The sequence below is a fragment of the Rhizobium sp. YTU87027 genome, from assembly GCF_050644135.1.
GTDB lineage: Bacteria > Pseudomonadota > Alphaproteobacteria > Rhizobiales > Rhizobiaceae > Rhizobium.
This window is the reverse complement of the sequence record NZ_CP098443.1, coordinates 437149-451515: the sequence shown is the minus strand read 5'-3', so window position 1 is coordinate 451515 and position 14367 is coordinate 437149. Positions and strand designations below refer to the sequence as shown.

The following is a 14367-nucleotide window of genomic DNA, read 5'->3' as shown; positions in this document are numbered from 1 at the left end:
AGAATCGACAGGCATTTATTGGAGTACCTGGCGACGAGTCTTGGTTGCCCAAACGAACAGACCGCCGAGGAACGCCGACAGGAGTACCATGACATTGCCCAGGAGAGCGGCGTAGCCGAGATTGTGGAATTTGAAACCCTGCAGGTAGGTATACACGGGTAGTATGTTGGTGTCGTTGCCCGGTCCTCCGCCTGTCATCAGATATATCAAGGTGAAATTGCCAAACGTCATCAACATCATCAGCAGAGCACAGGTAACGATGGTCGGCTTCAGCATCGGCAAAGTTATCCGCATCAAAGACTGGACTGGCGAGGCACCCTCCAGTTGGGCGGCTTCCATCAGGTCGCCGGGTATGTTGCGAAGTGCAGCAGAAAACATGGTCATCGCGAGGCCGGCCAATGACCAGGCGTTGGCAGTGGAAACCACCAACATCGAGTACTTGTATAGCAGGTCCAGGCGCATATTGCCGGCCAGCATCGCAATGAGGCCCGACTGCGTGCTGGTCGCCATCCAGAGAAAGGCAATTGTTGTCGGAGGCAGCGTCCAGGCGAGGATGGCCGCGGCGCTCGTGATCCATCTGATCGGTGCCATGCAGTTCTGCAGCGCCAGAGCCAAGATAAGCCCAAGTAAGGTCGTTGCGATTGCGCCGGAGCCGACAACGAAGATGACCGTGAGCCACAGAGATCTATAAAAGACCGCATCGCTCAGAAGAAACGCGACATTGCTAAGCCCGGTAAAACGGTAGTTGACTGCGTGGATGCCTATGAGTTGCAGGTTGGTGAACCCAAGGTAGATTGCGTACACCACCGGCCCCAAGAAAAGAGTACAAAGCAGTAGCGCAGCGGGCGCGAGCAAAACAAAGCTGATCGGGTGCACGCGAGGCCGGTCCAGGCGCACACGTGTGTGCGCCTGGACGCTCCGATCGCCTCGGTCCTGGGGGGCGGTAGCAACCGCCCCCTGGGTGGCCATCATCAAGCGCTTGGAATTCACGGCAAGGTCTCCAGATTCTCTTCGCCGACCTGCGTCGCCATGTAGGATTGCAGAATCTTGACACCATCATCGATCGTCGTGTCGGGCTTCAGCACCATGGCTTGAGTAGCTTGCTGGAATGCGTTGCCCCAGATCGGAAACTCGGCCTGTGACGGCATGCTTCTCGACGTTGCCCCCAGGTTGGCGAAGACCTCTTGGAAAGGCGCTCGGCTAAGAGAAATATAGCTTGGGTCTGTCTTCAATGAAGCAGTGGGCGGGGCGACCGCTACCCACGCAGCAATGTCCAGCAGATTTTGCCGTCCCTGCATGATATCAATTGCCGACCAAGCCAGATCGGCATTGGACGGGTCCTTCGACATCGATAGCACAACCCCGTTAAAGCTCGCCCCCGTTCCGGGAGCCTGGCCTTGAGAAGTCGGCACTTGCGCAAAGCCGATCGTTTCCTCCTTATCATCCCAACAGGGAGCGCAGATGTCCTTGCCCCAGAAGACCGGGATCCAATTTCCCGTGAACGTGATGCCGAATTTATGACTATGCAGAGCCTCGGCAGGATGGGTCGCGCCGTTGGGGTCCATGATCTGCGAAGTGGGCGCGAGGAGATCTTCGGCCGCTGCGGTCTTGTAGAAGTTGAGAACCTCCCTGATACCCTTGCTATCGACCACCCATTTCTTCGTTGCTGTGTCATAAATGGTCGGCGTGCTGGATGCAGACAGCAAGAGGCCAGGCCCTGCCACCACGCCGAAGGTGCCTTGCGCCGTGCCTGTTATGACATAAAGCGGCGAAGCATCGGGTGAGGTTTTCTTGATCGCCCGCGCCGCGTCGAGAATTTCGTTCCAGTTTTTCGGGTTCCAATCCTTCGGCAGTCCAGCCTTTTCGGTAAGGGTACGGTCAAAAAGAATACCGTAGGTATTGATCCCCTGCGCAACCGAGTAAACTTGGCCCTCGTATTTTCCCGAGTCCTTCACAGCATCCGGAGTATCCTTCCACCATGATGCGTCGGCGACCTTCTCGTCGAGCGGCGCGAGGTGATCGCTGCCTGCAAATTGACCGACGTTGATGTCGAAATACTGGACGATATCCGGCTTGGTATCGGGCGAATTGTAAAGGAGGCTGAGTTTGGTGATGAAGTCATCATACGTACCGGGGATCGGTATCAATTCCATAGTATCCCCAGGATGCTTGGCCTCGAACTGAGTTTTGACGCCGGCGAACCATTTTTGCGCAAGTTTGGGATCGGCAAACGTCCAGTTGAGACTGAAGGCAACCTTCACATTTGCGGCTTGGGCGGAGTTCACAGATGCGATTGAAAGAGCGGTTGCTGCCAGCAATCCTGCCAAGGCATAATTGCGGAAAGCCCGATTAGCGGTTCTAACGAGTGTCACGTCATCCTGACGCACTCGTGGTGAACTGCGGTCGCTATTTCCCGTCAGACGGACATCAAATTCTCGATCCTGCTTCTTAGAGTATGCGTATCCCATTCCATATGTCGACATTGGCTTTTCTCCCAGTTTTGCATGCGTTCCAGTCAGTTATAGTTAGCCAACGTGGCCTTCAGGCTCGCTCCAGTCTCTGCATCAAAGAAATGCAGATCTGCAGGATCAAAGACCAAATCGACCGTGTCTCCGCGCTTCACAGGAGCAAAGCTCGGAAATTTGCAATTCACGTCCGTTCCCTCGACATCAACCAAGACGAAGGTGTCAGATCCCGTCGTCTCAAGTGACGTCACCGTGCCCGTGATTTTTTCGGTGCATCTTGAAGGAGCATCCTTCACCCATTGAATCTCATCTGGCCTGATGCCCAGTTCGATCTTGTCCGAAAGACGATCTCTGGCGAAGTGACGTCCCTCCACAGAGAAGGTCGTGCCAAAGCAGCGAACTGTCACTGCATCGGCGTCAAGGCTGACCTTCGCAGGTAGGATATTCATTCGGGGGGAGCCGATGAACATGCCGACAGTCTTGTTGGCCGGCGCTCGATAAAGTTCCGCAGGCGTTGCAACCTGCAGAATGCGGCCGTGATCAAACACCGCAATCCTGTGCCCCATCGTCATTGCTTCGACTTGGTCATGTGTGACGTAGACGGCGGTGACACCCAGTTGGCGCTGCAATTCGGCGATCTCGGTGCGCATATGGGTTCGCAGGCTCGCGTCCAGGTTAGATAAAGGCTCATCGAGAAGGAAAATGCGCGGGCGACGGATCATCGAACGCGCGAGAGCCACTCGCTGGCGCTGCCCACCCGAAAGCTCGCTTGGAAAGCGGTTCAACAGCTCCTGAAGCCCTACAAGGTTGGCGACCCGGTTGATACCGGCGGCAATGTCGGATTTATCTTCGTGTCGGATTTCCGGCCCAAATGCCAGATTCTGACGGACCGTCATGTGCGGGTAGAGCGCATAGCTTTGGAAAACCATCGAGATGTTCCGGCGCCCCGGCTGCGTCAGCGTGACATCTTCGTCCCCAAGCAGAATTTTTCCATATGTCGGGGTTTCCAGGCCCGCAAGCATCCGAAGAGTGGTCGTCTTCCCGCATCCGGAAGGGCCGACGAACACCATGAACTCACCATCTTTGATTTCAAGATTGAGGTCTTCGATAGCCGTGTGGGTACCAAATTGCTTCCAGACATTTGCGAAAGTGACGGAAGTCATAAGCTCTCCTTCAGAGGGTCGTCTTGCTGATGAAACCGATTGAGCCAACAGGCAAATTTGCCTCCAGAGCGCTTGCGGATATGGACCCAGCAAAATCGCTTCAAGGCGCAAGACCCAGCTGCTCTCGCCCTCGATCCCCTTTATTATTGAGGGTAGTGAACACTATGATCCAGATTTATGTCAAGTGGATCATGTGATCCAATTTGCTTATTTTTTTGTATCCATGTGCGTGTGGCCGCCTCCTCGGGGCGACGAAGCCGTTCCACAGCTGGGAGAAAAGCGCCTACGTTCCCGCTGCTGCTATGCGCGTTGATCGCCCTGTGGAATGGCTCCTCTGGGTGTACCCCCATCATGCGTTACGTGGACGCCATTAGGAGCAAGCCGCCAAAGAATCGGATGCCCATCACCATTTCCGACGGCAATAATGTCCGGATGTTTCGCCTTTCATGACGCTGCCCTACAAGGCGCGGGACTTTGCAACGAGGCGCGCCTCATTCCACGTGCATCGAGTGGGCAACGAAAGAAAAACGAATCTGGATCACATGATCCTATTGACATGCATTTGGATCATAGTGTTCATTGAGACCAAGGATTGGTTTGCATGCACGGAAGTTGGGTTTCGGAGCAGGTGCAGTGTCGAAGGCGCTAGGCAACTCGCTCGATGCTCGGCCACCTTGTTCCGGGCAGACCTGCCACATGCGAAGAATGGTGGATCACTGATGTCATCGGGCCAGGTGCCATTTAGATAGAAACGACCAGCGCGCCCACGCTGCGGTGCAACGTGCCACCCAGGCGGGCGTTGGACGCGGGCCTTTTTGCCGGCAAGCCGAAGTAGCCCATCCGGCGCTCGGCTACGAGACAGACAATCGAGAGGGAAAGACGGATGAGTGAGCCCAAGTTTCGGGTAATGCACACAATGGTGCGCGTGAAGGACCTCGACAGGTCGATCGATTTTTATACGCGTCTCCTCGGAATGAATTTGCTGCGCAAGTTGGACTACCCCGAAGGCAAGTTCACGCTCGCTTTCGTGGGCTATGGTCCGGAAGAATCCCACGCTGTCATCGAGCTGACCCACAACTGGGATCAAGAAGCCGCCTATGATCTTGGCACCGGCTATGGACACATCGCACTCGGCGTCAGGAATATCTACGACATCTGCGATGAGCTGGCGGCGAACGGAGCTCGGATTCCACGACCCGCAGGGCCGATGAAGCACGGTACGACCGTGATTGCCTTTGTCGAGGATCCCGACGGCTACAAGATCGAACTGATTGACTTCGACACAATGAGCTGAGGTTCGTGCAAGAACTGCGAGTTCCCGGCGATCGTGATGCGAGCGCCCGACATCGATCGCGAAACGTAGCCGATCGCAGCCATCGAATTTATGTCAAATGCGGAGAACCGAAAAGATGACTATGGCAACCGAGACGGGGATTATCCTGGTCGCTCCCCACCGCTTCCCGAACGTGAACAGGGAACGTGCGTTGGCCGAACGCTTCGGCAGAGAGATCGTGGTGGCCGAAGATCAGGCGTCATTCCGCAGCCGCATGGCTGAAGCGGAGGTCGTGATGGTGACGCCCTACGCCAAGATGACGGCGGAAGAATTTGGGATGTTGCGCCGCTGCAAGGCGGTCGTGCGCTATGGCGTCGGTTACGACAACATTGATGTCGCGGCTGCCAACGAAGTGGGCGTACCGGTGACCATTGTTCCCGATACGGCATCCGAAGAAGTGGCCTCGCATGCCTTGGCGATGGGGTTGAATCTGGCACGGCGCATTCCCCAGGGGCAGGCAGCCATCCGCGCGGGCGAGTGGGCGGGCGTGGTTGGTCTCGATACGCCTAAACTGTCCAACCTGCAGGTGGGCGTGGTCGGAATGGGCCGCATCGGACGGCTGGTCGCGAAATGGTGGGCCGCTATCGGCGCGAGAGTCCATGCCTTTGACCCGATGTCAACTTTTTCAGAGGTCCCCGCAGCAACCCTGAAGCAGGTGTTGGAGACGTCGGATGTCGTCTCTCTTCACTTGCCTCTCACTGAGGAAACCCGTCACCTCATTTCGGCAGAGGTACTGGAGCGAATGCGCCGCAACGCGGTGATCATTAACGTCTCGCGTGGTGGGCTGATCGATGAGGAAGCGCTCGCTGCTGCCCTTCGCGCGGGAAGCATTGCAGGGGCAGGGCTCGACACGTTTGCCCAGGAGCCGTTGCCCGCTGGGCACCCCCTGCGCGACGCGCCAAATACGGTGTTCACGCCTCACGTTGCCTGGCGCTCCAACACTTCATTGGATGCATTGCAGGAACAAGCCGTCGAAAGGGCGCGGCGCGCGCTGCAGGGAGAACCCCTTCCGGATCTCGTGACCCGGTAAAGTGCTCGCCAATCCTGAGAAGGGATCTTGGATCAAGCGCCAAGGATCGGGGCAGTAGACAAAAGCTACGGCCGCCACAGGTGGCGGCCATATTGCGCATGTCACGGCTTTCGCTCTTCTCAGGCATGCGGCTGGTAAACAAGGCGAAAGGCCTGCCTTCGACATACGGAACATTGGGCGATGCAATCGATCGACAGCGTGCTTTTGGATCTGCCGGCGGAGGTGGTGACGAGAGATCAGGATATCATATCTTCCTACGTCACAGATTTTCGTCGTCAGTACGTCGGAGCGACGACCGCCCTGTTGCGTCCACGCAATACGGCTGAAGTTCAGACGATTGTCCGTGCGTGCGCAAAATACAATGTTGGTCTCGTTCCCCAGGGCGGCAATACGAGTTATTGCGCGGCGGCCACGCCAAGCGCCGACGGGCAGGAATTGCTCATCAGCCTGGAGAGAATGAACAGGCTCCGCGACCTTGACGCTGAAAATCTCTCCCTCACCGCAGACGCGGGCATGATACTCAGCGATTTGCAAACGGTTGCCGCCGATGCGGGTCTGATGTTGCCGCTTGCTCTCGGCTCACAACATTCCTGTCGCATTGGCGGAAACCTCTCGACCAATGCCGGCGGCATCAATGTCGTCCGCTACGGCATGACGCGCGATTTGGTGCTGGGGCTTGAAGCCGTATTGCCGGATGGCTCGCTATTTAGCGAATTGAACCCGCTGCGGAAAAACAATTCCGGCTATGACGTGAAACAGCTTTTCATTGGGGCGGAAGGAACACTGGGGGTTATCACCGGAGTATCCCTCAAGTTGGCAAGACAACCGCGCCAGACGATTACAGCCTTTCTAGCCGTACGCGACATAATTTCGCTTGCCACGATCCTGGATGTCGCCCAGATACAAAGTGGCGAGGCGATTACATCATTCGAATATATTTCGCGCGCGTCCTTGGATCTGCTCCTCAGTGCAAAGGGCCACCTTCGGCATCCGCTGGAGCAGGAAAGCGAACACTATGTTATTATGGAGGCCGCAACTGCCTCTCCGGTTTTGAACCTCCAGGAATGTATGAGCGCGCTTCTTGCCGAACTCTACGAGTCCGAATTGATCAGCGATGGCACAATAGCCGCAAGCGAGCAGCAACGGGCGGACCTGTGGCATTTGCGCGAAAGCATTCCGGAGGCCGAGGTGCACCATGGCGGATCGATCAAGCATGATGTTGCGGTGCGAACTTCCCGCCTTTCCAGCTTTATCGCAGCGGCGTGCCAGCTTGTTCGTAGGCATCGGAGTGATGCCATTCTTTCGGTCTACGGTCATGTCGGCGATGGCAACGTCCACTTCAACATTGTCGCCCCTGACGGGACCGACACGGCAACTTTCAAACGTCGTGTGGAAAAGGACATTTCTCCCGAAATCTACCAGCTGGCCTTCGAAATGGGAGGGACGTTCAGCGCTGAATATGGGATAGGGCGCGTCAAGCTTGACTTGCTTCGTCGCTATGGCGCCGAAGGGAAAGTCGACCTAATGAACCGGATAAAGGCAGCAATTGACCCGGAAGGATTGCTCAACCCCGGCAAGGTAATTCCTTGCTAAAAGTCATGAGCGGGGAGGAACTTGACGCGCGACATGAGCGATTGACTCCCATTGTCTCCATTCGCCCCTAAAAGAACGGTAGCGATATCACTGGCGCAGGGTTTGTCGAACGTCTTAGCCGACGAGCTGCGATCCGCGACCGAGCTTGCCCCTCAGGGTGTCGCTTCCTCGTAAACGCGAAGCTCCCTGAAATGACAAACACTGAAAGCGCGCAGACGTATTTCAGAAGGTTTGCCCCGCCGTGGCTAGCGGGGGCTCACGTTTTCTGTCGCCTAAACCTAGAGCGACTCCAACCCATCTGGAACGTCCAGGTAGACCTGTCCTCTCGACTGCACCCGCTCGATTGCCTCCATGATCTCATCATAATCCGGTGTCTCGTAGAGAGCTTCCTGCCCCGGATAGCGCAATCTTTTGGTGACCGCCTCGTCCAGAAAATAGGCGCCGGCTATCAGGAAGGAAATTACATAGAAGTCGTCGGCACCAAGAGCACGGATTGCGTCCAAAGGATCATCTGGACGGGCCTCAGGGAGCCGGGACAACGCCTTGAAGAACGACGGCGCCATATCGTCGCGTTCCTTCAATGCACGGGGCAACAGACGTTCCAGCATGCCGGCGTCCATGGCAGAGGGCATCTCAAATCTTGCGTCTGACGGGATCAGGGCATCGGCGACCCATGCGATCCTGGTTTGAAAGTCATCGATGGTGTGGGTCATGACTTAGAGTCCAGCCTTTCGCGCTTCAGCAGATCGGCTGACTGGCTGAGAGCGCCTGTTTTCAATGATGGATTCGGAATTTCGCAGCGCCAGCGCGGTGACGGTGCCAGTAGGATTGACCGCACCCGAAGTCGGCATGACGCTTCCGTCCATGACGAAGAGGTTGGGCACGTCGTGCGATCTGCCATAAGAGTCGACAACCGAAGTGCGGGGGTCATTGCCCATACGGACTGTTCCAAGTATGTGCCAACCGGTTTCACGCATCAGCGGCGTACCCGAGATTTCATATGCGCCTGCTTCCTTCATGGACTCTGCAGCGCGCGACAGATTGAATTCCAAGAGATCCATGGTGTTTTGTGATGCCTTGTATGTCACCTTCACAGCGGGCATACCCTGGGCATCGGTCGCATCAGGGTCGAGGGCAACCATGTTCTCCTCACTCGGCAGATCCTCGGCCATTATCCCCCAATAGGCTGAACGGCCAAATCGCTTTTGCACTGTTGCGTGGAAGTTTTCGCCCCAGACGTCACCGTTGCTGCCCCACGGCCAGGTGCCCACCGATGCAAGCGGGCCACCCATTCCCATGAGTTGCCATTTTGCTCCTCGATAGAAATTCGTATCCTTGCGAGTCTCCGCGAATTCCAGAGAATAGGCGCGCTGGCCATAGGGTCCTTGCCAATTTTCGAAGAAATCGTCGAACAGGCCGCTTACGGTCCCATAGGGGTGCATCATCAAGCGCTTGCCCACAAGGCCAGAGGAATTTGCCAATCCGTTCGGATGGTCGTTTGAAGCGGAATTCAGGAGTAGCCTGGGCGTGCCTATGCCGTTGGCCGAAACGATGACCGTGCGACCCGGCTGAAAATGCGTGGTCCCGGTTTCCCGATTCACATAGGTAACGCCGGTGGCGAGACCGTCGGACCCGGTTTCCACGCGCAATACGCGGGCGTTCTGGACAAGTTTTACACCAAGCTTGATGCAGGTTGGCCAATGGGTGCGGTCGACGGAGGCCTTGGCGCCATCGAAGCAACCCCACGTACATGCACCACGCCGCACGCAAGGCAGCAACCCGTTGTGCTTTACGGTCGCAATCGAATTACTGCCTGGCCACCAGTGCCAACCGAGACGATCATGTGCCGCGGAGAATTTCCGTTCCATCGCGCCCATGGGAAACGGTGGCAGCGGGATGTCGAAGCCTGGCGGATAGGCTGGATCTCCGCCGACACCGGAAACCGCGAAATCATTCTCGACCCGGGCATAGAAGGGTTCGAGTTCCGCGTAGCTAAGAGGCCAGTCGTCGGCGATCCCGTCAACCGTCCGCACGCGGAAATCGCTTGGCTTGAGCCGATGCCAGGCAGCCGCATACAGCACCGAACTCCCACCGACGCCGTTCCACATCAATGGCTCGATATCCGTATCACTGACATCAATCGGATAGTCTGCTGGCGCCTTGCGACGGTTTGGGTTCGTAGCAAAATGCTGTTGCTTCGTCAGTTCGAACTCGAGGCCGGAGTGTCGAAGCTTCGTGTAGTCAGGGTACCCGCCTTGCTCAAGACAGATGACGGACATTCCTTCCTCTGCCAGGCGTTTTGCGGCCACCGCCCCGGACGGTCCCGCGCCGACAATCACAACGTCATAAACAGTTGTTCGGCTTTCATTGGTCATCTAACTCGCTCCTCAAATTTCACGCAATGTCTCTGGGGCGGCGCCGCGTGTCATCTCTTCGCACTTGCCGTCGAGACGCCGATTTGAACGTGATGCAAATCGGCAGGTCGCAGCGCGGCGGCGTCAACAAGTCGACGGAATTGCCTTTCGCGACCTTTTTACGCCCTGGCAGCAGATGCGCTGCAAATCCTGTTGTTTAGCGGAGAACTGAAACCCACGATCACGGCAACTTTTCCGCCTCCTCGTACCTCGGAGCGGTATTGCCCGTCGGCAGCGAAGAAGCCTCCTTGTATCGCAGTCTCATAGTCGGTCCTCCTCTTGCGCACTCAATGGGCAATTGTTTTGCGGTGGACTGTAAGTTGCCCGCATCATATCCACTGTTCGAACTTGGTCAGTCGCAGTCAACATCATGATCCAGATTGATGTCAAGCGGATCAAGTGATCCAATTTGAAATTTCCCATCTTTCCGCGACAGACCTTAGAGCGTGATTGGTTCACGGGGAGCCGCCGCAGGCAGCGGCGGATAAGCAGCCTAACGTCAGATCGGGCAGGGGGCGTAAGAGCAACGCGCCAAGCGTCAATCGCGCCAAGTCTAGTCGATCGAGGGTGGCTTTGCGTCCTCTTGCATAATTCGCCTCGGATATGCGCAACCGGATGCGCGGGAGGCCTGCACCGCTTCGGTCATTCCAGCAACTGGGATGAATAGCTCTCGCGCTAAGCATGGCAATAGGTTTGGATCACATGATCCTGTTGACACGTTGTTGGATCATGGTGTTTATTGCGCTCACTCAAGAGTGGATGGAGCACAAAATGAAACTCAGCTTAGGACATAACAGCGGAGAAGCAGCCTCCGCCATCGGTAAGCGCTCCGAAGCCGCATTCCTGCGAGAGCGGAAAGTGGTTCCGGGAGGCTCGATGCGCGCTGCATCGTGGTTCCAGCCGCATCCGCCCTATGCAGCACGTGGCGAAGGTTGCTGGGTGATCGACATCGATGAGCGGCGGCTTCTTGATTGCGCGAACAATTTCTTCTCTCTTATTCATGGCCATGCATTTGGCCCGGTTCTGGACGCCGTGCGCGACGCGATGACCAGGGGGACAGCGTTCGGAATGCCGACCGAGAGCGAAATCCTTCTGGCTGAGGCGCTGGCTGCCAGAAACCCGCGGATGGAGCAGACCCGTTTTTGCAACTCGGGAACCGAGGCGGTGCTCGCGGCAATCAAGGGCGCGCGGGGCCTGACCGGCCGGCACAGGATTGCCAAGTTCGAAGGCTGCTATCACGGAGCGTACGATTGGGTGGAGGTGAGCCTTGATCCCTCGCCTTCCAATTGGGACGACGAGAACGGCAACCCCGCATCTGTCCGTTGCAATGCGGGCACGCCGGACTCGGTTTTGCAAGAGGTGGTGGTGCTCCCTTACGACGATCCCCAGCGGTGCGCCGACATCCTTCGCCGTGAAGGGGCTACACTTGCGGCAGTCATCGTTGATCCGCATGCCTCGCGGGCTGGCACCGTGCCGATGTCCAAGGAAACGGCTGCTGTCATACAAGAGGCTTGCCGTCGCGATGGTATCATTCTGATTGCCGACGAAGTGATCAGCTTCCGTCTGTCCTATGAAGGGGCTTCCCCTCTTTTCGGTCTCGAGCCGGATCTGATCACGACGGCCAAGATCATTGGCGGGGGTTTGCCGATCGGTGCCGTATCGGGAAGGGCTGATTGCATGTCGGTCTTCGATCATTCTGCCGGCAAGCCGAAAGTGTCGATGGGGGGCACATTCAGTGCCAACCCCCTCAGCATGGCCGCGGGCCTGGCTTCTCTGGAGCACTATTCGCGGCCGGTGGTGGAGCGACTGAACAAACTGGGCGACGTCCTGCGCGAGAAAATCAGCAAGGGGCTTGCCGAGGCTGGTGTGGCCGCAACGGTCACCGGGATGGGATCGCTGTTTCGGCTCCACATTGGATCTGGCAGGGTCACCGGCTATCGGAGTGCATTTCCGAACGCCGAGGCCGCGAAACTCATCCGTCGGATTCAATTGGCCATGGTGGACGAAAACGTCCTACTCACGCCCAACTGCTCCGGCTCGCTTTCCAGCCCAATGACGGAGGTCGAGGTTTTTTCGATGGCCGACAAACTGGTGCGCGTGGTCGAAAGGGAGCTTGGCGCCCATCAGGGCTCGGCAGTTTGAGGCCAGAGCGTTCAGTCGAGTCTCTGACACAACATGGAAAGATATGGTGAAGCAACGATGAGTGGACAGCCGATGTTAATTGCACCCTACCGCGTCGGAGTAGATATCGGCGGCACCTTTACCGACCTTGTCATGGTCGACTCCAGAGGAGCCGTGCGTGCATTCAAGGCTCCATCGGTTCCATCCGACCCGACGGAAGGCGTACTGTCGGCGATTCGACTGGCGGCCAGCGCCTTGGCAATCGACGTCGAAACCTTCCTTTCCAACACTGAATTGTTTGTTCATGGCTCGACCATTGCGACGAACACGCTGCTTGAAAAGAAGGGCGCGAAGGTCGGGCTTCTGGTCACGGACGGCTTCCGCGACTCACTGGAGATCCGAAGATCCATGCGTGAGTATGTTTGGGACCATCGGAAGCCGTTCCCGGAAGTACTGGTTCCCCGCTATCTGCGCCTCCCGGTCGTCGAACGACTAGAGCAGGATGGTACGGTCAGGATACCGTTCGATCCGGATTCCGTTGCGGCCGCTGCGCGCGTCTTCGAGGAGGAGGGTGTCGAAACTGTTGCCATCTGCTTCCTGCATTCCTACGCAAATCCGGTCCACGAAAGAGCCGCCAAGGCAGAGCTGAAGAAGCTTCTTCCTAACGTCTGGGTCACCGCTTCGTCCGAAATCGCTCCGACGATCGGCGAGTATGAACGCACGTCGACGACCGTCGTCAACGCTTATGTTGCGCGCCGTGTTGTTCCTTATCTTGAAAGCCTTTCGCAGCGGCTCTCATCGCTTGGGCTGAAGCGCAAGCTGTTGATGATCCAGTCGAACGGCGGAGCGATTTCCATCGATGAGATCGGTCAGGCGCCTGCCAGTCTGGTTCTGTCGGGCCCCGCCGCCGGTGTCGGGTCGTTGAAGTTTTTCGGTCAGGACACCGGGTCCGAGCACTTGATGTCGATCGAGATCGGTGGAACGAGTTGCGACGTTACGCTGATGGAACACGGTATGGTCTCAATGACCGACCAGATCGTGGTCGACGGTTACCATTTGAACATTCCGTCCGTCGATATCCACACGGTGGGCGCAGGCGGGGGTACGATTGCGTCCGTGGATGGCGCCGGCCTCCTGAAGGCCGGACCGGAAGGCGCGGGCTCCACCCCCGGACCGGCATGCTATGGTCGCGGCGGCACACGGCCGACCGTGACCGATGCGCAGTTGGTGCTCGGCCGACTGAAGCCGGGTCCATATGCTGGCGGAGTGATCACCTTGAACCTCGAAAAGGCGATCGAGGCGATCGAGACGCATGTCGCAAAGCCTCTTGGCCTCAGCGTCAACGACGCGGCGGCCGGTATCATACAGCTCGTCGAGCAAAATATCCTCCACGCGGTGGAGCAGGCCTCGCTCGAAAAGGGTTACAATCCACGGGCATTTACGCTCGTGGCCTGCGGTGGAGCAGGTCCCCTTCACGGTCCATCGACTGCAAGGCTGCTCGGATGCTCAAGTCTTTATATCCCGCGCCTTGCTGGTGTGTTTTGCGCATTTGGGATGTGTAATTCCGACCTTCGCCATGACTACGTGCGAAGCTGGCTCAAGGAGCTGGACAATCGGGAAAGTTCAGGCTCGGATCTGCTGGAAGCTGCTTTTGTCGACATGCAAGCGGAAGCGAGTGATGTTCTTGCGCGCGAAGGCTTCACAGGAGACAAGGCGCTTCTGAAGCGTGCCTACGACCTTCGTTATTTTGGCCAGCAGTGGACTATACCCGTCGAATGCGCCTCGACGGATGCGGGGACTATACGGGCAGCGTTTGAGCAGGTTTATCAGCGACTTTTCGGTTATGTGCAGCCTGCAGGCGCAATTGAGATCGTCAATCTGCGATTGGCAGCGATCGGCAGGCTTGATGCGTTGGAAGTTGCTTCTGCTCCCGCCGCGGTATCCGATCCGGTGGCCATTTCGCGCCGCCCGGTATGGGTCAACAAGGAGTTGGGCTTCGTTGAAACACCTGTTTACGATGGTACTGCTCTGACCCCGCGCCAGCAACTGACTGGACCTGCCATTATCGAAGAAGCAACGACCACGCTCATTCTCGGGGCCGGCGACAAGCTGACGATGACCGAGGCAGGCAACTATCACGTCGACATTCTGCAGAGCGAGGCAGCATGAACAAGCGAAGCATTCTCGGGCGTTTTTTGAAAACTGCCGCCTCTCTGGTGCGACTGCAGTCAAATGCCCAGCAACGCGG

Annotated in this window: 10 protein-coding genes; 5 read left to right on the top strand and 5 right to left on the bottom strand. The window is 57.2% G+C overall.

The genetic code is table 11. From position 1 onward, the window contains the following. Positions 1-15: 15 nt before the first annotated feature. The 3 genes from NBG89_RS32645 to NBG89_RS32635 all read right to left on the bottom strand — a co-directional run bounded on the left by NBG89_RS32645 (position 16) and on the right by NBG89_RS32635 (position 3739). Positions 16-990 (bottom strand): carbohydrate ABC transporter permease, encoded by a 975-nt coding sequence (locus tag NBG89_RS32645; protein WP_431324745.1) that lies wholly within the window; start codon positions 988-990, stop codon positions 16-18. Then, a complete protein-coding gene (locus NBG89_RS32640) occupies positions 987-2372 on the bottom strand; it encodes an extracellular solute-binding protein (RefSeq protein WP_431324744.1) in 1386 nt (461 codons plus the stop codon). The genes NBG89_RS32645 and NBG89_RS32640 overlap by 4 nt, the downstream gene beginning before the upstream one ends. 143 nt (positions 2373-2515) lie before the next feature. After that, positions 2516-3739 (bottom strand): ABC transporter ATP-binding protein, encoded by a 1224-nt coding sequence (locus NBG89_RS32635; protein WP_431324743.1) that lies wholly within the window; start codon positions 3737-3739, stop codon positions 2516-2518. A gap of 772 nt (positions 3740-4511) precedes the next feature. Here NBG89_RS32635 and gloA point away from each other — a divergent pair. From gloA to NBG89_RS32620, 3 genes are all read left to right on the top strand, one after another. Next, complete coding sequence (gene gloA / locus NBG89_RS32630; RefSeq protein WP_431324742.1) at positions 4512-4922, top strand: lactoylglutathione lyase; 411 nt, start codon at positions 4512-4514, stop codon at positions 4920-4922. A 115-nt stretch (positions 4923-5037) separates the two neighbouring features. Further along, positions 5038-5991: a C-terminal binding protein gene (locus tag NBG89_RS32625; protein ID WP_431324741.1), complete on the top strand. Its 954-nt coding sequence runs from the start codon at positions 5038-5040 to the stop codon at positions 5989-5991. 180 nt (positions 5992-6171) lie between these two features. Then, positions 6172-7584, top strand: a complete 1413-nt coding sequence (locus NBG89_RS32620; RefSeq protein WP_431324740.1) for an FAD-binding oxidoreductase — start codon at positions 6172-6174, stop codon at positions 7582-7584. A gap of 278 nt (positions 7585-7862) precedes the next feature. Here NBG89_RS32620 and NBG89_RS32615 read toward each other — a convergent pair whose 3' ends face one another. Together NBG89_RS32615 and NBG89_RS32610 are read right to left on the bottom strand one after the other, a co-directional pair. Next, a complete protein-coding gene (locus NBG89_RS32615) occupies positions 7863-8297 on the bottom strand; it encodes a hypothetical protein (RefSeq protein WP_431324739.1) in 435 nt (144 codons plus the stop codon). A gap of 3 nt (positions 8298-8300) precedes the next feature. Beyond that, the gene (locus tag NBG89_RS32610) at positions 8301-9959 is read right to left on the bottom strand and encodes a GMC family oxidoreductase (protein ID WP_431324738.1); all 1659 of its coding nucleotides are present in this window, start codon (positions 9957-9959) and stop codon (positions 8301-8303) included. An 810-nt stretch (positions 9960-10769) separates the two neighbouring features. Here NBG89_RS32610 and NBG89_RS32605 point away from each other — a divergent pair. Continuing rightward, positions 10770-12140, top strand: a complete 1371-nt coding sequence (locus NBG89_RS32605) for an aspartate aminotransferase family protein (protein WP_431324737.1) — start codon at positions 10770-10772, stop codon at positions 12138-12140. A gap of 72 nt (positions 12141-12212) precedes the next feature. Continuing rightward, the gene (locus tag NBG89_RS32600) at positions 12213-14288 is read left to right on the top strand and encodes a hydantoinase/oxoprolinase family protein (RefSeq protein WP_431324736.1); all 2076 of its coding nucleotides are present in this window, start codon (positions 12213-12215) and stop codon (positions 14286-14288) included. Positions 14289-14367 lie beyond the last annotated feature (79 nt).

What these genes read in the sequence shown, in the direction of transcription:
- gloA (WP_431324742.1), top strand. Translation starts at nt 4,512, where the DNA reads ATGAGTGAGCCCAAGTTTCGGGTAATGCACACAATGGTGCGCGTGAAG.
- NBG89_RS32625 (WP_431324741.1), top strand. Translation starts at nt 5,038, where the DNA reads ATGACTATGGCAACCGAGACGGGGATTATCCTGGTCGCTCCCCACCGC.
- NBG89_RS32615 (WP_431324739.1), bottom strand. Translation starts at nt 8,297, where the DNA reads ATGACCCACACCATCGATGACTTTCAAACCAGGATCGCATGGGTCGCC.
- NBG89_RS32610 (WP_431324738.1), bottom strand. Translation starts at nt 9,959, where the DNA reads ATGACCAATGAAAGCCGAACAACTGTTTATGACGTTGTGATTGTCGGC.
- NBG89_RS32605 (WP_431324737.1), top strand. Translation starts at nt 10,770, where the DNA reads ATGAAACTCAGCTTAGGACATAACAGCGGAGAAGCAGCCTCCGCCATC.
- NBG89_RS32620 (WP_431324740.1), top strand. Translation starts at nt 6,172, where the DNA reads ATGCAATCGATCGACAGCGTGCTTTTGGATCTGCCGGCGGAGGTGGTG.
- NBG89_RS32600 (WP_431324736.1), top strand. Translation starts at nt 12,213, where the DNA reads ATGTTAATTGCACCCTACCGCGTCGGAGTAGATATCGGCGGCACCTTT.